Origin of the sequence: Dysgonomonas sp. Marseille-P4361 (assembly GCF_900343125.1) — a bacterium.
Lineage (GTDB): Bacteria > Bacteroidota > Bacteroidia > Bacteroidales > Dysgonomonadaceae > Dysgonomonas.
In genome coordinates this window covers 67,934-92,474 of record NZ_OPYL01000010.1, presented here as the reverse complement: position 1 = coordinate 92,474, position 24,541 = coordinate 67,934, and the positions used below count along the sequence as shown (strand labels likewise).

Here is a 24,541-nt window from a genome sequence, read left to right as displayed (position 1 = left end):
TTTTTTTATTTTTGTTACGAAGGCGAAAGTACAATCCAACCTTATGCATTATTTTAGCATAGGTTTAGCATCTTTTTAGCATTTACAAAACACTTAAATATCAGCATATGGAATCCTTATCTTTCTCAGAATTGGAAACTCTAGTAAACGAGATAAAAGAAAAACTCAACTTGGAGGGAAGAAACAACAATTATATAGCTTCAAAGATTGCGACTCAGCCTGGTGTAGTAGTTAGTGTTTCCCAACTGAATCGTATTTTGAGAGATATTGATGAAAAAGAAAAAGACACATTTGACAAGAGAGAGGACACTATAAATGATTTGGTTAGTATCTTAGGTTATGAGAATTGGGCTGAGTACAAAAAGAAACAGCATGAAAAGATTTTAAATAATATCAAATCTGCAGGTGTTTATTACCCAATTGATGTTGATATTTCAAATAAAATAGGAGAGACTATTACATTGGGATGGGAGTCTAAATATTCCAAAATAAAAATAATAGACGGATTTGAATGTAAAGTTATTGAGAGTAAAGGTATGCATAAACAAGCGGGAGATAGTTTTTTTACGCTTGGTTTCAGTCTTAAAGAGAATCCTCCGGGACTACCTGATATTATGCTTGATGACTTTGGTGAAGGCTATTTCGATATGCTGAGAAACGATAAGGATAGTAAATTCAACCCTGATGATGAATATTTTTATCTGTAAAATACAAAATATTATCTTCTTACGCCTTGATAAAAATAGTTAGGTAAGTGAGTTAAGTTAACTACTTTAATAAACTTTTTAAAAGGACAAAAGAGTCTTATAGTCTATTATAAATTCACATATATAAATAAGATTAGAATATAGGCTAACTTAACTCACTTACTTAACTGTCTAAAATTAATTTATAGACAAAAAAAGAGACAGAAAATCCTGTCTCTTTTTCAGCTTAATAATATTGATTGGTTTATTCGTACACAAATTCCATAGAGTCACCGAAGCCGTCAACGCCTTTCAGGGGATAGCCTTCTGAATCATATTCGTAAGTATAGTTATAAGTCATCCCATCATACACCAAGGTCTTGGTATTATTTGCTCCGACAGGCAAGATAGAATCAGCTTTCTCTCCGTCCATGATCCAATAGAATGGAATACCTAATGATTGAGCATAGGATTTTTTGTCATCGTAGGTGTAGACATAAGATCGCTCTCTGGTAGAATCTATATCTTCTGCTTAGAGCCATTCGAGTAGCTCTCGTATTGCTTCTTTTGTATCTTTCGTAGCCTTTTCAGGCAGCAGGTTGAAGAGTTCTTTTTCTATCTGTTCGTCCCGGCTTATGTTTGCGGGTGACAGATCCAGTGCTATTTCCTGCTCTACATCATCTATACATCCCATAACGTATGCTGCGAATCCTTTCATGTCTTTTTTGTTTTAATGGTTTATAATATCTGTAATTTTATTCTCAATGGGTAAGCCAGTACTGTTCAAGAAGTATTCTGAATGCCCTGGGCTCGTCTTCGGATCCGATATCAGGGAAGACGATATGTACCTGAGCCTTTATCATCTCTGCTATATCTTGCCATGAGGGTGCAGAATTATGTATCATATCACACTCTCCTTCGCTTAATGACCTGAGTACTTCTTCAACAGTTCTTTTCATACGCTTATTATTCATTGTTACCGGTTATTATATCCCTGAAAAAGCAGATATATAAGCGTACAGTCATTTATTTGTGCATGAATCCGGATAAAAGACGCGAATTCTTTACACGCTCATCCTTCTCGAAATTGGCAAGGTAGTGTTCTGTCGTCTTCAGGTCACTATGACCGAGGCTCTCACTGATATAAGCGATATTCGCTCCGCTGCGTTTCAAAGTCGTTGCAAACGAATGTCTTGCCGTATAGGTAGAAACAGACACACGTCCGATACCGACTGCATCTGCAATCATTTTCATTCGCTTGTTGATGCGGCGGGTAAGTTCCATCGTGATCTTTTTGCGTTCGATGGCTGTTTCATTGCCTTTCAGATAGGGAAAGATGTAATTATCGGGATCGGGCTTATTACCCCATTTCTTAATGATTGCCTTTGTCTCTTCCGTCAGAGGTACACTGATTGCTTTTCTTGTCTTGGTTGTACGCTCGGTCTTCTGACGGATAAAGCAGATTTCATCATCCCTGATATCAGAGTATTTCAAACGGACAAGATCGGCTACGTTGATTCCATTGCAGAAGTAGATAAAAAACCAAAGGTCATGATACTTTGCAGAGGCTTCGAGTCCATCCGAATAATTCCAGAGCAATGACATTTCTTCGGAATTCAGGGCACGCTTTTGGGATTCTCCCGTCCTGATTTCGTATTTGTTCTTTCCGAACGGGTATTGGCTGTCTTTGATCACTCCTGTGCTTCGTGCCTCATTCATCAGGGTACGGATATTGCGCATCTGTATGCCGATGGTTGTATATCCCCTGCCTTTGGACAGCCAGAAGGTTTCGCAGCGTTTAAGCCACTGCGGTGTTATCATATCGAAGCTGATGTTGTCTCCTGCAAACTCATTCAGCTGGCGAAGGGTTTCTTCATAGGTCTGCTTCGTGCCGATACGTTCTTCTTTTTCTAAGGACTTAATTCTGGAACGGATTGCATTGTTCAGGGTATCGCCCGTTGATTTGCCCATCCGCGTGTCAAGCAGGTGGAAAGAGAATTCGCCTCTTTCGAGCAGGGATGAAACGTTGTCTTTGACCAGATAGAAACTGCTTTCGATTTCTTCTCGAAGGCATTTTGCTCCTCTTGATCGTTCTGTGGGTAGTTTCTCCCACTCTTCACGTGTCAGCGATTTGCCTGTCGGATAATATTGTCTTACACGTTTCTGATTGACTCTGATTTTAACGGGATATTTCCCTTGTGCATTGGCTTTGCGCGTATCGATCATTGCGGCGACCGTTACGCCGTCTTTGGAATAGGTATACATACGAATGTTGTTTTTAAATTACATTCGATATATCCCTTAAAAACGTTATATATAAGTTGAACGGACGTGTTTGGGATTTTCGAGAAAGGAATGTTTGAAGGGGTTTGATAAGAATTATTTAAGAATGTTTGATATGAAAAACACTTAAGATCTAGTGGTGCACTTTAGTTTGAAGACATACAATCTTCATACACAGATCTGATATCATATTCGCCGAGATTGAATGTTCTGTCCATTTTCTTAAGCATGCATAACAACTGAGAATTTACTAATCTTTTCATGTCATTCTTTTTTTAGGTTTTTATTAAATGTCGATATGACTAATAAACTAATTATAAGATCCTTTTGGTTAAATATTCGATAAAAGATTATTATTTGCTCTGAGAGACGTACTGTGGTATCTTTATGTACTACTTAATATAATAGAATATGTATGTCATTCTTAAAGTTCACATTCAGTAAACTCTGTTGAATTACACGAAATATCATTTAAGAATTTAACTATAGGTACATAAGTTGAATATCTATTTGGCAACCTTCTCCACAAGCAGTAAATAAAGAAAAGATTCCTATAGCTATAAGGATATCAATGCCGAGGATTACCAATATACCAGCAATTTTGATCCAATCATATTTTTTGAAAAACTGTTTCACCATTTAAATCAGTTTTACTTTGTTTTTCCTTTTTATTTAATTTTCTTTAAAACTTTATTTTAAGATCATATATCTCAAACCTACGATTAGAGATGCATCTATTATCTATAGCGTTTGCTATATCATCCGCATAGTTGCATAAACCGCGCGAAATATCACATCTCACGCGGATCATTCTTAACACAAACTTTACAAAACTACACTGCTACCAATATTTAATCGGTAGCATTTTTCTTTTTTCACCTCAATAAAACACGGTCTGTTTTGTTGATAGAATTACTCTCTCCAAGAACTTTTACAATATAGACTCCAGTTTTATTTTGATTGATATTTGTAAATTCAGTAATTTGACTTTTGGGAGCTTGTTTATTTGCAACTAATCTTCCCATCAGATCGTAAACCATAACTGAACAATCCTCTTCGCTCTGATTATCTACGATGATAATGTTATTCATCACATAAATATTTATTGGGGAAGACATGATGTCTTCGTCGATTAAACTAGAGGAGGATGCTACAATTTTGAATCTATTATTATTCGAATTATTTGTTCCATTAATTACATATTCAGCATTATTCTTTATTGAATAGTTACGCCCTGTAAAAAGGTCACGAAGGAAAAGATTCCGGGATTCCACATCCGGTGTTACGGAAAAATTGATTGAATAGTTTTCATTCAACCCGGAACTGACACCAATCGTTGTGCCGATTATTTCAGGAACAGTCGCTATCTGATAATCGGATTGGTCACTACCCAAAACATATGTCTGAATAAGGTCTCCCTCTTTCATCTTATAACCATCCCAACCATTGTCAAATTCGGTGGTAGCATCAGCCTTTTCGAAAAGCCATACGCGGTCTGCCGATCCATTACTGATGACATCCATCACAATATGGGGTAACTGTATCGTACTGCTTCTAAGTTCCGCGGATTTCCAGGGTTTGACTGTCGATGCATTCAGTTCATTTTTTAGCAACTGGTCATATTTCAGTGTAATATTACCAGGAGTTTCTACATCCAACATAAATGTATGCATGGATAATATCCTGTCCGGTATCTCGGCTTGTCCGGCAAGATCGAACGGAACAGCTTGATATTGCCCTGCTGCAATTCCACTTGAAACTCCACCATTCAGTTTTCTCCATTGGTCGCGCGTACCGGTGTTAAATAGATATACTGTCTTTTTCCAATGGTCATATTTAATTGCATCTGCCGAAATAGGTATCGCCGCAGTAAATGAATTAGCAATCAGGTTCATACCCTCGTAGTTTACACCTGATGTTTTAGTCAAGTAAACTTCCGCATCACCCACATTCAATTTTCCTTTAAACTCATAGATATGTTCTGGCTGAGTCGTTGATTTATTATTGATTTCATAACCTACAAATGCTTCTAAATCACCTGTCGGTGTAATCCACTTATTACCATTGGTTGGCTCGTCCCATTTGTGAATGGTTTCCAATAAGGAATGTTCATTTGGAATATACGGAAATTCTGCACTTGCTACCGGAATCCCAAAATATTGCCATTGTTTTTTATAAAACCCACAAGTAGCACATTCGTAAGCCTTATTATAAAATTCGACAGTAGCATTTACATGCCGGTTATCACTAGGATTGGAAAAGAGCAATGTTCCTGTCGGTTCATTAGTTGAAGTCTTCACTACAATAGTCCCTTCGTTCGGATTATCATCTTTTACCACACCGTTGATAGTAAGTTGGTTCCCAGTAGTTACCAGTAAATCTACATTCGAATTATTAATAAGGTTTCCGATCTCACGATCTGTATCAAGATGTAAGTCACGAATTGCGGTTCCAAGACCATTTCCATTTCCTGAAGAACCATTATTGTCATCTGTAGCAAACTCGATATCTTCTCCTGTTGCAGGTACAAACTCTGCTGTCCAATTATCAATATTAGTCCATTCATTACTCACCGTTCCATGCCAATAATTTTTTTGCATTGAAGATGGTACAACTTTTATTGTCACCTTTGCTGGGTTAGAGGTGTGGCTATCTGTATCCGTAAAAGTGTAATTGATTGGTGTTGGTTCTTTGCTAAAACCATTTATAGGAGTAAAGGTTAGTTTGCCATTTTCGTATTTCCACTCACCTTCTCCATCGACCATCATAGGACCATTTTCAACAGGTATAAGGGTGTGTGGATTAATCAAAGTGACTTTTTTTATTTTTGCTGGATCTACGGGTGCCGGTTGGTTCGCCGGTTCATCGTTAGCAAAGATGTCTATCGGAATCGGTGTACCTGGTTTGATTTCTGTTACCTCTTTAATATCATCTACGGCTCGAGGATTACAATCACTAAAGACCTTGATAAATGCCCTGTTAGATCCACCACCTGTTTTACGGTTATACAAACGATAAGAAATAGGGGATGGATTTCCTGTAAATCCTACTTCGGGTTTAAATGTAAGAGTATGATAATATGTCTTAACACCAGATTTTAAAAACCAAGTACCTTCACCTGCAACAATAACTTCTTCTTCTTTGGCATCTCTCCAACTATCATCTCTTACTACATGTTTTGCTCCTACAGGGACATCTAATCGAACAATAAAATCTTCAGCAGAAACAGGGGCTCCATTCTCATCTTTATCATTGAATAAAAAACCAATATGCAGTTCACCTGTATGATTACATTCCATTGCAACTTCATCATCGAAAGCAACAGGTTCATTTATGCCACAATTAACCTTAGCACTCGGAGGTAGAGCATCTTTTATTGATTGCTCTACATCTTCCGGCTCATACACTTCGAACAATAGATCATCAATTGCATAGTCATTTCCCTGATCATCTTTATGTGCATTTTCTATCGAAATCGTATAATTTCCAGAAGAACAATTTTCCGGCATAAAAAACCAATAATCCTGTTGTTTCCAATTACCGTCTGCATATTGAGCAGTACCCTCATAAAGAGCAACAGAAGTTCCACCACTAGAGCTCAAAACACGATGATTAATTTTTACCGAAGAGTTTTCAACGAATAATTGATAACGAAGACGGTAATACTTTCCTGCTTGAAGATCTACTATACGCGCATAAAATGCAGCTAGAGTTGTCCCTGCATTAATAATCATTGCTCCACCATTTCCTTCGTGCCCTTCAGTTATATCTCCTTTCTCTAGAATAGATTTCCAAATTTTAAAGGAATGTTCAGTAATACCAGTGACACTTGTATATATATTTCTAGGGCAAACAACTGCATAAAAGTTATTGTCTATATGCTTTGCTTCCGGCCAGCCATTTTCATTTCCAACATCTTTAAGATTCTTTGCATCAGGATGAGCAAATACAAAAGTATTTATACCGACAGGCATATATGGCCAGATTTGTCTCTGTTGAACCCCGGGTCCGGGAGCTCCGAAGTCATCACTAAATATGCGGGTTTGAGTAAAAGCTTGCCCCCATATATTCAGTAATAAAAATAAAATTAAATATATCTTTGGTTTCATAAAAATTAGTTTTAGATAGATGCTCCCCCTTGTTGTAGATGCAGAATTTCTCGTTTAAGGAAATACCCGAGAATTTGCTCATCACTTCATATATGTATATCATATTTATACCAATGATTCCGTTCAATTTTAGTTGGTAACTGTAATTTATACGTCTCGTCTCCAAACTCTGGTGGAGGTAAGAATCCCCCGTCAAAATAAGGTAGACTGAGTTCTATGCTTGTTCCTGCATTATCCCGTTCGTTGAGGTAAGTTGTCAGGGTCAGTTTTGTTACTTTTCCATCGGCATCAAGCGTATAGGATGTTATATCATCGTTCCAGCTCACCCAAGCCGATGAACTAGTCAAATTATCAGGTTTTGATGTGGGTTTCAACACATAGGTATCCTTGTCAAAGTTGATAAACTTGTATTTATATTGGTCACTATTGTCTTCACCCGACGACGGTTTCCCCTGATGCACAGATGTAAGATTTACGTTGAGTTGTACCTTCGCAACAGCACGTATTAATTTAACATTATTAAGCTGATAATTTTCATTGAAATTATGAGTCTTATTGCCCGACATCAGGATAGGAGTTTTCAGTATTGTAGACCATGGCATTTCGTTCGTTTGGAACACATTTTGTAAATCAGATAATAGCTTTACTTGATCAAGTTTTTCTTTTAAACCTGAACAGTTCGCTACAATATAAACATTTCGGGTACCAGCCTCAGCCTGTGTTAGGTTCAGTGACACTTTGTTATCCGTACTGTTCCACGAACCGCCAGTGAAATTCGGCGACTCTATATAATATTTATTAAATGATTGTGTATCTGACGTAGGGAACAAGAAAACATACAAATTCTTAATTTCCTGTTCAGCGTCAGAACCATTGTCTGCAGCCGCTTTCAGATTACCCTTAACAAAACTGTTTACCTGAAATGAGAGTGTTATATTTTCATTATCAGAACTCCCTCCAAGAAAATCATCACTTGATGAACAAGCTGTTAGCAGCAGGCTTAAGAACCCTATTATGTATATATACTTTTTCATATTCATTCTCTTTTTTACTGAATGTCTTCACCGGATTATCATTGTAGTATACCTCAAGATATGCACCATCATCCGTTTGAGGGGTAGGTTTCAATCTATATCCGGATGAAGCATCCGCTGCAAGTGTATCAAATATCTTTTCTGTTGTACCGTCATCGAATGTGAACGGCGAAATAGTTTTCAGTTTTACCGAGTGAGGAGCACAAACATCTACTGTATTACTTACTGTTACATATCCGTCATCATCAACGTTTACATTATATCCGTAACCCATATAAGTAGTACTTGTCTTTACTGTCCAGGGATCAATGGTATAAATAACTTCTATCGTCTGTAAATTCTTTATAACATAATAGTAGTGCCTGTTACGATAGATATTATAGTCGGGTTTATCTGTGTTTTGTCCTGTAGCAAAGGCTAAATAATCTGTAGCGGTTATCGTACGGTTATCGGTTATGATCGGTATTTCATAATGATGACCATCAAGAGTTTCAATCAGAAAGTAATTAATCGGTTTGTGATCTGTCGTAGACCAGCTTGGAGTTACGCTTGGAGTTACCATCATTGCTTCCGGCATATAATACAGGTATGAATTATCGACTTTCTTTAATGGCTTATCTTCATCATAATACCCAACTGTAACAGAAGACACTTCGGAAAGAAGACTAAACTGTCTGTATGCATTTTTATAATAAATGTTTTTAACACCGGAACCGATAGATGCTCCATCTATTACGACTTCAAGCTTAGCGACGGAGCGAATCAGCCTTACTTTATCTTCTGGTGTTCCATTGACAACTGGTCGAAAAGGTTTTGGCTGATAGATATTCCCTCCTTCACTTATCGTTTGGTTCAGATATACTCTGGACATCGGAAATCCCTTATCTTTCGTAGCTGCAAGATACAGGTCTGTATGAAGATCACGAAAAGCAGCCATATAGTTATCCATCTCTGATTTTGTAGAGATTTTTTTCAGATCTTCTATAGGCATATTGGCTACAAAATAAAAATCACGTGTACCTGAGGTCATCTTCACGGTAAAAGTTTTTTCTTTTTCCGTAAAAGGTATTCCTTCATCAAAATATTGACAGACTTTCTCTCCTTTAGGTGATGAATTGAAGACCAACAGAGCCAGGTCGTGTACACGATCCTCATAATTCGTTTCATCTTCATTTATTGTTTCTGTATCAGCTGCCTGTGCCCTGGTAACAGATAGGTAGACTTCTTGTCCTTTAGTTTGCTTATCTATCTCATCCTGATTTTCGAAGATGAAAGAGTCGCAAGCCATAAACAGTAGCGGCAGGAAACACAGAAATATATATCGTATTTTTAATTTCATAATCGTTTGGATTATTCAAGCCCGGCAGGCTCAAATTCTATAAATCAGTGCTATAGCTATGAACAAGCCAGTTGTTGACATATATGGAGCAACTAAAGTGTGTCCAACACTCTGCACAATAATCCTTAATCAGGAATTTGATTGTAAAATCATTTTCACAATCGAGATTCACTCCTTTGTCAACAGCTCTTAAGAGGATACTGGCAATCAGGTCTCCATCAAAGACGGTTTCCTCTTTATCATTTCCCGTATATGTTATATTTAGTTTGTTGCTGTAACCGGTAGAAAGATCAAGCATGGCATAATTCCATTCACCGATATTTCCTTCCAGATTTGTATATATTGACGGATAAGTTAGTACCGGTGTATTCATAGGCATCGTTCCATCTATGCGTACCGTACTGTTAGCTGATGAAACAGCCACATTAAGTTTTGCAGGATCATATGATTTCATGGTCGCTTCATCAAACTCAATGATAATTTTAATCCGGTTGGTAAGTTCTTTCAAATTGACGGCAGTATGTTTATACATCGAGCCGTATTCTTCAGGATCAGGAAGAAAAACAATAGGACTTTCGCCATGCCATATACGTTCGTCAGAGGACAAAGCTTCCGCCACATTGTTTATTGAATTAATAGTCATCATCACATCCTCTTTGGTAGTTACCCCAGAAGTGAAGGTATATTTATTGAATTTATCATTTATCCCTGCCCAGCCAATGAATGAATAGTTCCCGTCAGATACGGGCACAAGCATTTCAAAATCTCGGTTCAGGTTTACATTTTGTTGTTGTACTGTAGTTGATAGCTTGCCATTCTGATCGAATGCAAACACAGTAAGTGAAGGCATATTTCCTATAAATAAAGAATCGTCCGCACATGGGGTTTTGGAGTAGAATTTTACATAAACACCCTGTGGGCAATCTTTCAGGTCATCATAGATAAGGGAATCGCAACCCCAGAAAAGAGCCCCTGTCACAAACAATGCCATTATAATCCTGATTCGTAAATTCTTCATCCCTTGCACTTTTTATTAATTTATTGTTTGAAGGCCGAGGCCTTTTTTTATTCTTTTAATAAGTGAAACAGCTAAAATATAAGACAGATTTCCTATTCTTTATTTTAATAACCTGCATGGAGCTGCCACTCCATGCAGAGGTTATTATTATTATTTTTAAATTAAATTCCCAGTTCTACTTCATATGAGTGAAGCTTCCAAGGAAGAACCTTCACATCTACACTCATCCATGTTTCAGGGGTAGTCAAAGGATCTGTTGGATCGATCGGGTTCTCCGGTTCCTCCACAGGAATTTCGGGACCGCCGGGATTCTCAGGATCTGGAACCGTAACATTTGGTTTCGGATCTGGATTCTTTGGATCTTCAATATTATTTGGGTCATCCGGATCATACTCTGGGTGAGTAGGGTCATAATATTTTGGATCCTCTGGATATAGTGGATTCCAGTTGGTACCGATGGTCTTGAAGCCGGTGATGTGAATGTGGTAAATATTATTTCTCAATACGGGAGAATTATACCATTCAGGAATCTCATCCGGGTTGGCCCACGCGTAGTAAATCACTTTTCCGCCCACATACTTGGTCACTTTTTGAGTGACCCCGTTTCCGGCAGGATCATAAGCAGCTTTAGCAGAAGTATAGAATTGACCATTAGCACCCAAATAAAATGTACCGTCTTCATCAGGTTCACCGTCATCAGCAAAAGCCCCGGGAGTAAACTTCGCGCGGATCATCGCATAAACGGTATTTCCTTTTTTAAAGCCGGAAGCCTCGCCTGTTGCAATTTCGTGCGTAGTAGGAAGAACAAATTTGCCATTAACAGCATTGTCATCCAAACCTAAAGAAGCTAAAACTTCTGCTTTGTTATCTCCAGCAGCATTCAATGCAGCATAAGTTGATAGCTCAGGAACTGTTGTTCCACCAAATTTAGTAGCTGCGTCGTAATTCTCAAAAAGACCTGAGTAGTCATAATTATCACCTGCTTTCCAATAAGCTTCATCAGTTGTTGGGACGAAATCCCATTTAGGAGTTACCCAATCGGTTTTGCGCTGTATGAATAGTGAGTTTTCACCCTGTGCCAATACCCACGTAATATTGGAGATCTTACCAATGGTTGTTCCTCCATCAGCAGTAACATCATACGAGGTAGCGGCGGTGGTAACCATTACACGGGCCACCGCTCTTTCCACGTTGATGTTAACTTGGTTCTCGCCGGCAATGGTGGCTGCTTGATCCACGTTGGGATACACTTCGATAGTTTGAGGCTCCACGTTGGTCATCATAATTACATCATAATCATCATCTACCTTGGCAATCTTTGAAGCAGAGGTTTCAACAGGATCATGCGCAGTGCCTGAATTTTCCAATTTAAGGACAGCGGCATAAGCAGCTTCAAAAGCGTTGGCACCAGTACCGGCGGCTGCTATTTGATTCAATGCATCCTCAGTTGCGTTAACTAATACAAACACTTTCTTCGGCCCGGCAGTTGTTTTAATCGCGGCGGGTGCCAGAGGTTTTAAGAAGTTGCCCTTAACTACGTAATCTTCCCCTACAACAAAATTATGAGTTGTAACTGCACTCATATTAGAAACAAAAATTGTAATTGTTTCTACTTTGTCTTTACCTGCCCACTCACCAACTTCATTATAATCATTTGGAAGTGCACGGGTAGATGCTCCTCCCAGCTTAAGGGCTACACTCACGTGGGTGTTGCCTTTCTCTTCTCCACCTGATGTTGAAATATCATCATCATTGCTGCATGCACTCAATCCCAATCCAAGGACTATTGCTACAGTTAAAAATAATTTGGTTACTCTCATTTTTTTTAATTTAAAATTAAAAATCTATTTTTGTTTATTTTGTGAATAATGCGGTTTATCAGTATTATATATTATTTCTATTTGAGGACTCTATTAATAATTTCCAGATTGGCCTTTGCATCTTTGTCTCCGTTATCTGCCGATTTATTGAAATACCCTAAAGCCTTTTCCACATCCCCTTTCAGGATATAGGCTACGCCCAAATTATTCCAAGAGATTGGTTTGTCTTCTATCTTTTTCAGACGTTCGATGGCAGCATTGTAATTTTTATTTTCAATGTCTGCGGCAGCTGAATTCATAATTGCGATTTCACTGTCAGGATATAATCTGACGGCGATATCGAATACTTCCCTGAATTCTTTACTGTTTGACGGATAGCTCTCAGCTACCAGATACATTTCGTTCAGGCTGAGAAGTTTCGGATTCTTCTTGATGACTTCTCTGGCTTCTTCCACATTAAAGGCACGCACCACATAGGCTACGGTATATTCCGTACGTCTCAAAAGTGGATAATAATTATTAAGTAGTGTTTTGTAAGTGTCTCCGTTTGAAAGTTTCAACAGTTCAGTATCTCGTGCATCTGGATTCTGAATCCGATCAATGATATTCAAAATATGCTGTTTATCTGCCAGATATGAGACGGAAATAGCTTTACGCAGGCCCTCCCAGTCTTCGCCTTTACTCTCAACCGTAAATTTATCGCGTGATATATCAAACTTGGATATCAGATAATGGGCGAAAGAATTGGCTCTATTTTCCGCCAGTATGCGGTTATGCTCAAAACTGCCTTCAGGAGATGCATACCCAGTAATGGTGAATTCAGTTATTTCAAGGTCTTGGTTATCTCTTATTTCACCAATAACCCTGTCTACTTCATCAAATTGAACTTTATTATTCCTGTAATCCCTTAGCAGTTCATAGCGATCAACATGATAATTGAAAGTCGCTGTGTGACGGTCACTACGTGCTTTTACCGGCTCTACTTCAGGTATGATAAATGTCAATTTATAAGATGCAGGGTCTGGCTTTGGCAAAATATTTTGAACGATTAATTCACTGCCTGCCTCATCATAACAATTAGCGCATCCGGATACAGCTTTTTGAACTGTTAGCGAGGCATTATCCATCCATGCCCTATAAGCAATGGAAGTATTATATTTAATGGTTTGAGGCGTATTATTTTCCTTTTTCAGAATAGTTTGTGGTTGCCTTTCAAAAGGAAGCTGATCCATATTCCCCAATTTTTCCTTGCGGTTAATAATTTTATTACGCAAAGTTCCGGTTATAACCACCGGTGCAAGTGATAATACTTCTCCATTAGGTTCATTTGATTTAAGAACAGGAGTTAAAATAACCATTTCATTTCGTTTAACGATCAGCTCATCCAAATCAATAACCATCGAAATAGATACATGATTGCTTTCTTTACTGATATGTTCGGACGAAACCTTAAAATCTCCTGATTGTATCATCTGGGAACGAAGAGGTATTATAAAGCCTAAGAAGATTACAATCAGTATTGCTTTCATTATATTATTGTTCATTGTGTCCTATTTTATTATGTAAATAAATGAGAGCTCAGCTTTTGTCACACCCCAAAAATTATAATTACCTTCATCCTGCTTAGTTCCGCAATCTTTGCAGGGGTATTCATTATAATGAATGCGGGCATATCCTGCTCCGATATTGAACTCGAAGTTCCAACGATTACTCAACACCCATTGATAACCATAACTAAGGCCTCCACCATACAGATAACCCTCATAGCGTTTATCTTTAAAGACATCCAGTCTACCGATAGGAATATCCCATCCTCCTACATTAAATTGAGCACCATGTGCGTGCACTCCAAGAAAATGTCCGTTAAAGGTTTCACAGAACCACCAACGGTATTCCGGTTGAACGAGCCAATGCTTGAACCTCTTATTATCTGAGAATTCAAAAGGATTGAAACCTCCGCTGATTTCAAGTGTACTCTTTTTGCCTAAAGCAAACTCCATTCCCAAATTAGGTGTTGTAGTAGCCCAATAAGCCAGATTAGTCTTTATTGCAACCTCTTGGCCCCGAACTTGCTGGTTACAAAAAATAAAGATTAAAATGACGACGTAGACCTTGTTTAATTGATTGCTGAAATTCATCTTTAAGTTCAATTGTTAAAGTGTTTTACAGCAAGAAGCCTCTTTCTTTGTGGGAAAGAGACTTCCAACTGTGTCTGAAATATTTGCGGCGCAAAGATAATTATATTTTTTTTTAAAATTCGACAAATATAGACAACATTTATTAACTATCAATTCGTAAAATAACCGACAGATAAAAAAGATCTAATTATATAATAGGCGAATAGACTATTAATCAACTCGTTCAATGAAATCGATTCGTAAAACAACCGACAGATTAAAAAATATTTAATTAAGCGATGGGTCTATAGTCTATCAATCAACTTGTTCAATGAAATCGATTCGTAAAACAACCAGCAGTTGAAAAACATTATATTAAGCTGCAAAGAATCAAGGAAAAGACAATCAGAAAAAGAAGAATGAGCTATCAAATGGAAAAACTGTGTAACGCAATCACACCAAATTAAATGGTTGAAGTTTTTAAACGTCCTCCCACAAAAAAAGAGGACTTAAAAAACAACAACTATGAAACAATTTTACTATGTTTAAAAACCAAAACACTTAACACCTAATGGTAAACTTTAGTTTGAAGACATACATCATCATAACATTTACTTTTGCAATACCAACATTAGAAAATAAAATTATAGAATCAAAAGTAGTTTTAATCGCAATTAAAGAAATTATAGAAATGAAAAGAATTTATTTATTTATCGTATGCTTTATCTGCCTGGTAACAATACCTAAAGCGAGTGCATGTACACGTGTAGTTTATACAGGAACAAACGGAATGGTGGTAACCGGTCGGACGATGGACTGGAAGACGGAAATGCATAGCAACATCTGGGTTTTCCCCAGAGGAATGGAAAGAAACGGTGAAACAGGGCTTAATTCTCTAAAATGGACATCCAGATACGGAAGCGTAGTTACCTCCGCCTTCGAAATAGCCAGTACCGACGGGATGAATGAAAAAGGGCTGGTGGCAAACCTGTTATGGCTGAACGAATCTGTATATCCGGCATGGGATAAGAGTAAGCCGGGACTAACTATAGCTGCCTGGGTCCAATATATGCTGGATAATTTTGCCACGGTAGATGAGGCTGTATCTTTTGCAGAAGAAAATTCTTTCCAGGTAGTTTCTGATAAGATGCCTGATGGATCCAGGCTGGCAACATTACACCTTGCTATATCTGATGCTACAGGCGATAATGCCATTTTTGAATATATAAACGGGAAGCTAAATATTTACCATAGCAAGGATTACAAAGTAATGACCAACTCTCCAACGTATGATAAGCAGCTGGCATTGAACGACTATTGGAAATCAATCGGTGGATTGACTTTCTTACCCGGAACTAATCGTGCTGCCGACCGTTTCGCCAGAGCAAGTTTCTATACCGGTGCGCTTCCTCAAACAGACGATCAAAAATTGGCAGTCGCCAGCGTATTCAGTATTATTCGCAATGCTTCTGTCCCTTATGGAATTTCTACTCCTGATAGCCCTGAAATTTCTACTACACAATGGAGAACGGTATCGGACAGCAAAAACCTAACTTACTTTTTTGAATCAAGTCTGACTCCGAATATATTCTGGGTAAACCTTCAGGATATGGATTTGTCAAAAGGGGCTCCTGTACTTAAATTATCTTTAGCGAACGGAGAAACTTATAACGGAAATACGGCTAAGGACTTTAAGGTGGCACAGCCTTTTAAATTCCTGGGAGTAATAGATTAAATAAAAAGATTGAAAAGTCCATAAAAAATGGGGTTATGAAAACAACGAAAATCTTAGCGGTTTCCATTGCTCTTCTTTTCAGTTCATTATCAGGTTTGAAGGGTCTTAATTTCGGGGCTATAGCCCCGATACCCTTTCCAAGCTGTCAATTGGATATTAAAGAAGTTACATTTAAGAGCAAACATAGGGTTAGTATTTTTTTGGATACAAATATTCTAGCTGATATTCTTGATGAAACATTTGAGAGTTTAAACTATTCTATAAATTATTTAAAGGAATCTTCTTTTGTTACCCTAAAGTCTTCTCATTATGTCATTTTTGAGTTAATCGAAGTTCGAAAAAGAGAACATTTTTTAAGGAATGTAGTTGATGAACTTCGAAATAAAAAAGTGTCTATTTCTAAACTTTTATCAAAAAATAAATAACTGGAAGTTTGACAACATAAATTATAATAATTATAAAGACGATGTAAAACAAAAAGTACTCGAAGATAAAGAAAAAATCACATCTGACTTCGGTATAATTTGGGACGATAATATTTTACATGATGGTCTATTAAATCCTACTCTAACTTTATGTCTAGAATCAACAATATCTCGCGAGGATAGTCTTGTATTATTGTCTTGCGCATATCCGCAAAAAGAGAAAAAAGAGGAGCTTGTTTTACTTCTAAGTCGAGATAAAGGATTTAATGATAGTTATAACTCTCAAAATATATCAGAGGTACTGATCGGCTGTGATCTATCTATGCCTGAAATGTTAAAAACAAGTTCTTTGTTTTGTGATAGTGGAACACAAATTAATTTAAATGGAAATGGAGTACACTCCGAGGCTGAAATTAATCAGTTCTGGAATAATAAAATAATTGAAGGAATAATAAAAAAAAATGCAAATACATTTTTAGGCTATACATATACATATGGAAGTAAAAATGGAAGTGCGGCAAAATGTGTGTACTTTAAACATCAACCTAATTGCCTATTAAATAGAAATATTGGGCTAACGATTATTGGAAAGAACCTCGATTTTATTTACAAAACGAAAATTATTCATGAGTTTTGGAATAATACTGTTATTTCCCAATATCCTTTCGTCGAAGATCAAGTAGCTAATATTTCATTTAAACCTTACGATTTAAATGACAATAATGAAAAAACTGATTTTATGAATATTGAATTGCTTAATAAACTTAGAGAAGAGGGGAATCTAGTTTTTATAAATCAAGATTCTTAATTCTTAATAAAAAAACTCTGTTGCACACGTTTTGCACACAACTTCGAAGAAACAATGAAAAAGGATGTAAACGAGAGAAAATCAAAAATTGCATAAAGGCCTGGGAACCAGCAACCCATTGACTATTTGAAAAGAGAAGAAAACGTCTGAAAACTAGTCAATTGCGACTCTTAATCAGTGGGTCGAGGGTTCGAGCCCCTCCGAGGTCACACTTCAGAGAAGAAGAATGCAGCAAACTCCTAATAATCAATCGATTTTAGGAGTTTTTCTTTTTACAAACCTTCCAAAAATAGCATAATAAAGCACCTTAACGGTGGTGAAAAAGGTGGACTTTATTTTCATGCTGCGTTGTCCACCTACCAGAGCCTTATTCGCTGATTCACTGCTTTTTGCATAGGTTGATTTCGAATTATAAAAACTAATTTTAAATCAAATTAAATGCGTATGAAACGGAATTATTTTTCAGTGCTGTTTTTTATCAAGAAATCAAAACTATTAAAGAATGGAGAAGCTCCTGTATGTCTCCGCATTACAGTGAACGGACAGCGGGCTGAAGTGCAGATCAAGCGGAGCGTAGATACCCATAAGTGGAATAACAAAAAAGAATGTGCCGTGGGTAAAGATCGGCAGTCTCAGGAATTGAATCATTATATCTATACTGTTCGTACTCGGATTCTACAAATACACCGCGAACTGGAGATGGACGGAAAACCGATTACCGCCGAGATTATCAAACAGCAGTATTATGGAGAAAACTACAAGCCGAAGATGTTATTGGAAGTATTTAACGAGCACAATCAAAAATGCAGAGATCTATTAGGAAAGGATTATGTCTTGGGAACAGTGCTTCGTTATGAGCGGACTGTAACTTATCTTTCAGAGTATATGAAAAAAGATTACCGCATCTCCGATCTTCCCATTCGTGAATTGGATCAAGCTTTTATAAAAGGGTTTGAGCATTTTATAAAAACAGAGAAATCATGTGCCCAAAATGCAACAGTTAAATATCTCAAGAACCTGAAACGCATAACCCGCATTGCTTTAGCCAATAAATGGATGGATACCGATCCTTTCTTTGATATCCAATTCAAGTATACACCAACTAATCGGGAGTTTCTGGTAGAAGAAGAAATACGTCTACTTTTAGAGAAAGAATTTGCTATTCCCAGACTTGAAGTTGTTCGTGATATCTTTGTTTTTTGTTGTTTCAGCGGGTTAGCATTTACCGATGTACAACATCTCAGAGCAGAACACATCTTTTGCGATAACAACAATGAGTATTGGATTCGCAAGCCCAGAGAAAAAACCAGCAATATGTGCAATATCCCTTTACTGGATATTCCCAAACAGATATTGAAGCAATACAAGAATCATCCAGAATGTCTACGAAAGGGTTGTCTATTACCTGTCCCTTCCAATCAGAAGATGAATGGATATCTCAAGGAAGTGGGTGAATTGTGCGGTATTCAAAAGAAGCTCTCGACTCACGTTGCACGTCATAGTTTCGCTTGTCTGACTTTGGCGAACAAGGTTTCTATGGAATCTATAGCCAAAATGCTGGGACATACCGATATCAGAACAACTAAAATATATGCACGTGTTCTAGATCGTACTATATCGGATGAAATGCAAACTTTAAAGCAGAAGTTTGCAATTTAAATTGGATCATAAATTAATAGAGAATCTTTTTTCTTCTCTTCTCACAAAAGAACAGGAAGCGAATAAAACGCCAAACTCCAGTCCTTGCGGATTTCTGAACGAAAAGGTTGTCTAATTTATTCACTTCCTGTAAGGGGAAGGTTATCAGATAAGAAAAAAGAAAATAATATTTATTGGAGTTGTGTGGGAGTGGGATTTGGCTGTGTTAGTTAATCTTGCTCCCATGCTTTGTAATAGTTATCCTCCAGCATCTTTTCAATATCCGATAATTTGTAGAGAATCTTGCCTTCCAATTTGTAGAAAGCAACTCTACCCTTGTCCCTGTAATCCTGCAAAGTACGTTGACTTATATGAAGCATCTCGCAAACCTGATTATTGCTCAAATAACGCTCTTGACTGTGAGAAGAAGATAAACAATCCAAGCCTGCTTCCAGATTCTCGGCTACTTCATCAATAGCAGCCAGTAGTTCTTTTATCTCTTCCGAAGCCGAGTTTAGAAAATCGTTTGATTCCATATTTTTTACCTCTATATTTTTAGACTATCTTTTTGACTTCTCAATAAACGAATGAATGTCATTTGCTTTATAATAGCACTTGTGCCCAATCATCGAATAAGCAAGGATTCCTCTATCCCGATAGCTTTGCAAGGTTCGAAGTGATATGTTAAGTAACTGACAGACATCCTGATTATCCAACCATTCTTCCCTATTGCGATAGCGAGCCAAACCTCTGCTCTTTTCTAGTAAGTACTTTATACGCCCCTTTATCATTTCTAAGGTTTTCCCTTCAATAATTTTCAATTCCATTATTTTATAAATCGGTTATTCTTTTATTCGTCTGCAAATAAATAGATTAATTTTCACAGTATCCCCTTGTTTTTAGTTACTGGAAGCTTGTGTCTGCTTATGTCCGGTGTCAGTGTTATTTTTTATTCAAGCAATTTGAAGTTAAAACAGATTTCAATCTTTATTTCAATACTGCATTCACAAAGTCCATCATTATTCTGTTCACTCATACATTCCTACTTGAGATATACTCCTGTATCAATGGGAATTATCAGGACAGCAGAATCAAGTAATCCAATCCTCTTTACTATATGATTGAAAATGAGAATTGCAGCAATATAGCGAATAGGCCTCTCTGATAATACATTGATAACTAGAGTCTAAAATCTTATTTGTTTCTTGGGGATGATTCTTTACTTATTCAGGTCTTCATTGCAAAAATGGACAAAGTATAGGAATCAATAAGTCCATCATTTATTCACTCTTTAATTCATTAAATGATGAAACATAAAAAGATTTCTAAAGAGAAATACATCGCTCTATTCTGTCGGGACAAGCGTATTCGGGGACGTAATGCGATCTACGTCAGTCCCGAAGTACACAGAAGACTGAAAAGGATAGCTGCTTTATTCCGATTCGAGCATTATACCAGTCTATCTTCTTTAGCTGATCGGATTCTGGATCATCACATTGAAACCTATGGGGAACTTCTGACTCAACTGAAGGAAGAAGCCGACAATAGATTCTTGAACGGTTCAGATTATTCAAAGAATAATGAGGATCTTATCGAAGATCCTGAAGAAAGCGATTGATTGTTATGCACTACTCAATCTTTCCACTTAATGAATCCGCCTCACAGCGGATTTTCTTAGACACTGGTCTAAGGCGAGTTGTATTTTGAGCCACCGGAAATAAATTCCAGCCACTCAAAATAACTCGCCCACTCATCTGTCGATTCGGGGGAGGACAGCTCCCAAGTCGCCGTCCGAATAATAAGTTTTCTATAGAATAAAAACTTAAAGACTTTTTCTCAATGAAAAAAGAAAATCAGAATATAGGACGAAAGTCCAAAGCTGGCAGGAAACCTAAAGTCAATCCTGCTATCTATCGCTGTGATATCCGTTTGAATGAGACAGATAACTGTAAATTTGAGACCTTGTTCGAATTATCAGGCTTCAAATACAGAGGACATTTTATTAAAGATAGAGTCCTAAATACTCCCTTGAAGATTATAGAAGTTGATAAAATAATCAGCGATTATATCATCAAACTATCTCAAATAAGAAGTCAAATAAGAGGAATTGGGAATAATTACAATCAGGTTTTACACTTACTAAAAGATCAGTTGGGAGAACGAAAAGCATTGGCCTATCTCTACAAATTGGAAAAAGCCATGATCGAGCTGATACTCACCTACAAAGAAATAGAACAACAGTTACAAATACTAGAGACAAAATGGTTGCAAAAATAAGCTCGAATAACTCTCTTTTTGGTACACTTTTATACAACAAAAACAAGCTGGATAAGGAGGAAGCGAAATTACTTTCTTCTAGAAATGTATATGAAAGAGTAGACGGGTCATTCTCTATGCAAACGACAATCAAATCCTTTGAGCCTTACTTGATAGCCAATAAGAGAACCGAAAAGCCAATCTTTCATGTATCACTAAATCCGAATCCAAAAGACATACTCACAGATGAACAATATAAAGCCATAGCTGACCGCTATATGGAAGATATGGGGTACAGTAATCAGCCTTATATAGTGTTTAAGCATACGGACATCTCAAGAACTCATTTACACATCGTATCTATCAGAGTAGATGAATCGGGAAAGAAATTGGATTCCAACTTTGAGAATATGCGTTCTATGAAAATATGCAGGCAGATAGAAAAGGATTTTAACCTCCATCCGGCTACCAAGCAGGAACAGCAAGCCTATAGCATTCCAATCAAACCGCTCAATAACAAAGAAGGCAATGTAAAACAACAAGTGGGTAATATTGCTAAAGCTGTGTTGAATAACTATAAATTCCAATCCGTTGAAGAATTCCGAACACTTTTAGAAAAAATGAATGTAAGTGTGGAAGAAGTCAAAGGCTTGAAAAATGAGAAGTCTTATCATGGGCTTGTCTATACAGCTCTAACACATGATTCAGTAACAATGAAAAAAGAAAAAGTTGGCACTCCTTTTAAGTCTTCTCTCTTTGGTAAATCTATTAATTTACAAACTCTTGAAAAGCACTTTGAGAAATCGAAGCAACAGATACAGGACAATAAGACAAGAGAATACCTCAAATCCATACTATTTAAAGCGATGCAGCAATCAGAATCAATGGATGAGTTCAAATTGCTGTTGAAAGAGAAAAACATAGAACCGGTATTCCGTCAGAATGTAGAAGGACGAATCTATGGCGTTAGCTTTATTGATTATCAAAACAAGGCGATCCTTAATGGCTCGCGATTGGGTAAAGAGTTTTCGGCAAACGCATTTCATGAAAAGTTTGCGGATGAAAATAGAGTTTTGACTATATTAACAGAGCAAACAGAGAAGAAGATTGAATCTGAATCGGATTTTATTACTTCCCTATTTCCTTCATTATTTGAGCAACACAGTACAGATTATAATGTTGAAAATTTTGCTAGGGAAAAACAAAGAGAAGAAGAAGTAAGAAAAAGAAAAAATAGGCAAAGAAGACTATAAGGTTAGGAAATACACCTCTCTCATTAATTACTTTTCTAGTAACTTATTGTTAACCAGGTATTTATCGTTGTGACAAATCCACACAATGTAAGAAATTGAGCTAATAAATCCATCAACCCACTCCCTTTAAGATATATACCTCTTAGAACTTGCATAAAATAGCTCAATGGATTGATTTTTGTTATCCACTGAGCCCATTCAGGCATACTATTAATTGGTGTGAATAAACCACTAAGAAGAACAAGTATGAGGATAAAGAAAAACATAACAAACATTGATTGTTGCAATGTATCCGAATAGTTAGATATAATGAGTCCTAAGCCTGAAACGTCCAAGATACCGAATATCATCCAGATATTGAAACTTTACAAGGAACAACAGAAAGTACTCCGAGAGAAAGTTCTGGTTGGACTTATCACGACGCACCTACATCGGGTGTCAGTGCCAAGTATAAAGTCAGAGCAGGTGATCAAATAAAGATAAAAATGGCTATTTCTTATGCGAGTGTTGCCAATGCAAAGGAAAATCTGCTGAATGATTGTAATCACTGGGATTTTGATACTGTAAGAAATAGTTCACAAAAAGAGTGGAATGAATGGCTCGGCAAGATTGATGTAAAAGGAGGTACGGATGCTCAGCGAATTAAATTATATACTGATCTCTGGCATACATTACTGAGAAGACATAAGCTGGATGATTTCAATGGTCAATATCCCGATTATACCCAGGGTGGCGAAAGAAGAGGATCACATACCTATGGGGTACAACTGAAAGTAAGACAATTACCTAAAGATAAATTAGGCAAATCTATTCATCATATGTATAACTCCGATGCCCTTTGGTTGAGTCAGTGGAACTTGAATACACTATGGGGACTAGCCTACCCTTCCGTACTAGATGACTTTGCTGCATCTTTTATTCAATACGATACAAATGGAGGCTTGTTGCCACGCGGACCAAATGCTGGTGGATATTTTTACATTATAACTGGTTGTCCTGCAACCTCACTCATTACGAGTGCCTATCAAAGAGGTATTACAAAGAAATGGAATCCGACTATTGGCTATAACGCCATAAAGAGAAATCATGCTAAAGGAGGAATGTTAGCTTTAGATATGGATAAAGAACTGGACTTTTATATAAAAAATGGATATTGTCCCGATCAGGCAGGCTTAACTATCCAATGGGCCTTTGAAGATTGGGCTTTAGCCGAAATGGCATTAAAAATGAAAAAGCCTAGTGATTATCAATATTTTCATAAAAGATCATCAGGATGGCATCATTCTTTTAATAAAGACCTGAAACTTATCTTACCTAAAAGAGAGGACGGGACTTGGCTGCATACCAATCCACTGGATGGTTATGGATATGTTGAAGCCAATGCTTGGCAAGCGACATTTGGACTTTCACATGATATACCCCTATTAGCCACACTGATGGGAGGGCAAGATAGTTTGTGTCATATGCTGAATCATGCATTCGAAGAAGCAATCCCTAGTGATTTTGTTTATGGCTACGGAGGCGGGTATGTAAGTTATGCAAATCAGCCTGGATGCTCAAACGCTCATGTATTTTCTCATGCCGGTAAACCATGGTTAACTCAATACTGGGTTCGTCGTGTCAAAGAACAAGCTCACGGAGCAATTACGCCCAACAAAGGATATGGTGGACATAACGAAGATCAGGGACAAATGGGAGGAATCAGTACACTAATGGCAATAGGCCTCTTTAGTTTGGATGGAGGATCAAAAAGCAATCCGACTTATGATATTACAAGTCCTGTTTTTGATGAAGTAACCATTAAGCTTGACCCTACCTATTATAAAGGAGTTGAATTTAAAATCAAAACACATAACAATTCGAAAGAGAATTGCTACATACAACGCGCACTCTTAAATGGAAGAGAATACAATTCCTATCAACTTCTACACTCAGACTTCAGAGAAGGAGGGATCTTAGAATTATGGCTGGGTAATACACCCAACAAAAATTGGGGTATTAAAAATTAATGACATATAGA

The 24,541-nt window shown here is 37.2% G+C and carries 22 protein-coding genes and 2 pseudogenes; 9 read left to right on the top strand and 15 right to left on the bottom strand.

Annotated elements, in window-relative coordinates; all coding sequences use genetic code 11:
- The first annotated feature begins 107 nt into the window (after positions 1-107).
- Positions 108-707: a hypothetical protein gene (locus DHU68_RS13780; RefSeq protein WP_108823583.1), complete on the top strand. Its 600-nt coding sequence runs from the start codon at positions 108-110 to the stop codon at positions 705-707.
- Between the two features lie 244 nt (positions 708-951).
- Here DHU68_RS13780 and DHU68_RS14230 read toward each other — a convergent pair whose 3' ends face one another.
- From DHU68_RS14230 to DHU68_RS13730, 12 genes are all read right to left on the bottom strand, one after another.
- Positions 952-1,119, bottom strand: coding sequence for a hypothetical protein (locus DHU68_RS14230; protein WP_160111155.1), 168 nt, complete (start codon positions 1,117-1,119; stop codon positions 952-954).
- 99 nt (positions 1,120-1,218) lie between these two features.
- Positions 1,219-1,404 carry a hypothetical protein gene (locus DHU68_RS13775; protein WP_108823582.1) on the bottom strand — a complete coding sequence of 62 codons (186 nt, stop codon included), beginning with the start codon at positions 1,402-1,404 and terminating at the stop codon, positions 1,219-1,221.
- A 43-nt stretch (positions 1,405-1,447) separates the two neighbouring features.
- Positions 1,448-1,660: a hypothetical protein gene (locus tag DHU68_RS13770; protein WP_108823581.1), complete on the bottom strand. Its 213-nt coding sequence runs from the start codon at positions 1,658-1,660 to the stop codon at positions 1,448-1,450.
- Positions 1,661-1,712: 52 nt separating this feature from the next.
- Positions 1,713-2,912 (bottom strand): tyrosine-type recombinase/integrase, encoded by a 1,200-nt coding sequence (locus tag DHU68_RS13765; protein WP_369831348.1) that lies wholly within the window; start codon positions 2,910-2,912, stop codon positions 1,713-1,715.
- Positions 2,913-3,452: 540 nt separating this feature from the next.
- Positions 3,453-3,608, bottom strand: a complete 156-nt coding sequence (locus tag DHU68_RS14225) for a hypothetical protein (protein WP_160111154.1) — start codon at positions 3,606-3,608, stop codon at positions 3,453-3,455.
- 236 nt (positions 3,609-3,844) lie between these two features.
- A complete protein-coding gene (locus DHU68_RS13760; RefSeq protein ID WP_108823579.1) occupies positions 3,845-7,078 on the bottom strand; it encodes a T9SS type A sorting domain-containing protein in 3,234 nt (1,077 codons plus the stop codon).
- A gap of 86 nt (positions 7,079-7,164) precedes the next feature.
- Positions 7,165-8,112, bottom strand: coding sequence for a fimbrial protein (locus DHU68_RS13755; protein WP_108823598.1), 948 nt, complete (start codon positions 8,110-8,112; stop codon positions 7,165-7,167).
- Entirely contained in the window at positions 8,048-9,451 is a 1,404-nt protein-coding gene (locus DHU68_RS13750) for a fimbrial protein (protein WP_185117525.1), read from the bottom strand. Before DHU68_RS13750 ends, DHU68_RS13755 begins: the two co-directional genes overlap by 65 nt.
- A 37-nt stretch (positions 9,452-9,488) precedes the next feature.
- Positions 9,489-10,469 (bottom strand): FimB/Mfa2 family fimbrial subunit, encoded by a 981-nt coding sequence (locus tag DHU68_RS13745; RefSeq protein WP_108823578.1) that lies wholly within the window; start codon positions 10,467-10,469, stop codon positions 9,489-9,491.
- Positions 10,470-10,630: 161 nt separating this feature from the next.
- Positions 10,631-12,289, bottom strand: coding sequence for an Mfa1 family fimbria major subunit (locus DHU68_RS13740; RefSeq protein ID WP_108823577.1), 1,659 nt, complete (start codon positions 12,287-12,289; stop codon positions 10,631-10,633).
- A gap of 77 nt (positions 12,290-12,366) precedes the next feature.
- On the bottom strand, positions 12,367-13,833 hold the full coding sequence (locus DHU68_RS13735) for a DUF3868 domain-containing protein (RefSeq protein WP_108823576.1): 1,467 nt from the start codon (positions 13,831-13,833) through the stop codon (positions 12,367-12,369).
- A gap of 6 nt (positions 13,834-13,839) precedes the next feature.
- Positions 13,840-14,427: a DUF3575 domain-containing protein gene (locus DHU68_RS13730; protein WP_108823575.1), complete on the bottom strand. Its 588-nt coding sequence runs from the start codon at positions 14,425-14,427 to the stop codon at positions 13,840-13,842.
- A gap of 670 nt (positions 14,428-15,097) precedes the next feature.
- Here DHU68_RS13730 and DHU68_RS13725 point away from each other — a divergent pair.
- From DHU68_RS13725 to DHU68_RS13710, 4 genes are all read left to right on the top strand, one after another.
- The gene (locus tag DHU68_RS13725) at positions 15,098-16,141 is read left to right on the top strand and encodes a linear amide C-N hydrolase (protein WP_108823597.1); all 1,044 of its coding nucleotides are present in this window, start codon (positions 15,098-15,100) and stop codon (positions 16,139-16,141) included.
- 35 nt (positions 16,142-16,176) lie between these two features.
- Positions 16,177-16,566, top strand: a complete 390-nt coding sequence (locus DHU68_RS13720) for a hypothetical protein (RefSeq protein ID WP_108823574.1) — start codon at positions 16,177-16,179, stop codon at positions 16,564-16,566.
- Positions 16,511-17,374, top strand: a complete 864-nt coding sequence (locus DHU68_RS13715) for a hypothetical protein (protein WP_108823573.1) — start codon at positions 16,511-16,513, stop codon at positions 17,372-17,374. Before DHU68_RS13720 ends, DHU68_RS13715 begins: the two co-directional genes overlap by 56 nt.
- Before the next feature lie 438 nt (positions 17,375-17,812).
- A complete protein-coding gene (locus DHU68_RS13710; RefSeq protein WP_108823572.1) occupies positions 17,813-19,033 on the top strand; it encodes a site-specific integrase in 1,221 nt (406 codons plus the stop codon).
- Between the two features lie 209 nt (positions 19,034-19,242).
- Here DHU68_RS13710 and DHU68_RS13705 read toward each other — a convergent pair whose 3' ends face one another.
- Together DHU68_RS13705 and DHU68_RS13700 are read right to left on the bottom strand one after the other, a co-directional pair.
- A complete protein-coding gene (locus DHU68_RS13705) occupies positions 19,243-19,548 on the bottom strand; it encodes a helix-turn-helix domain-containing protein (RefSeq protein WP_108823571.1) in 306 nt (101 codons plus the stop codon).
- A 24-nt stretch (positions 19,549-19,572) separates the two neighbouring features.
- Positions 19,573-19,839 (bottom strand): helix-turn-helix domain-containing protein, encoded by a 267-nt coding sequence (locus DHU68_RS13700; protein ID WP_108823570.1) that lies wholly within the window; start codon positions 19,837-19,839, stop codon positions 19,573-19,575.
- Between the two features lie 476 nt (positions 19,840-20,315).
- Between DHU68_RS13700 and DHU68_RS13695 the strand changes: the two genes are divergently transcribed.
- The 3 genes from DHU68_RS13695 (at position 20,316) to mobB (ending at position 22,521) form a co-directional block, all read left to right on the top strand.
- Positions 20,316-20,630: a DUF3408 domain-containing protein gene (locus DHU68_RS13695; RefSeq protein ID WP_108823569.1), complete on the top strand. Its 315-nt coding sequence runs from the start codon at positions 20,316-20,318 to the stop codon at positions 20,628-20,630.
- A 221-nt stretch (positions 20,631-20,851) separates the two neighbouring features.
- A complete protein-coding gene (locus tag DHU68_RS13690; protein WP_108823568.1) occupies positions 20,852-21,289 on the top strand; it encodes a hypothetical protein in 438 nt (145 codons plus the stop codon).
- Entirely contained in the window at positions 21,274-22,521 is a 1,248-nt protein-coding gene (gene mobB / locus DHU68_RS13685) for a conjugal transfer protein MobB (RefSeq protein WP_108823567.1), read from the top strand. Before DHU68_RS13690 ends, mobB begins: the two co-directional genes overlap by 16 nt.
- Before the next feature lie 35 nt (positions 22,522-22,556).
- Here mobB and DHU68_RS13680 read toward each other — a convergent pair.
- Positions 22,557-22,871: pseudogene (locus tag DHU68_RS13680) on the bottom strand (ABC transporter permease); the annotation flags it as partial.
- 3 nt (positions 22,872-22,874) lie between these two features.
- Here DHU68_RS13680 and DHU68_RS13675 point away from each other — a divergent pair.
- A pseudogene (locus tag DHU68_RS13675) lies at positions 22,875-24,530 on the top strand (glycoside hydrolase family 92 protein); the annotation flags it as partial.
- Positions 24,531-24,541: the final 11 nt, after the last annotated feature.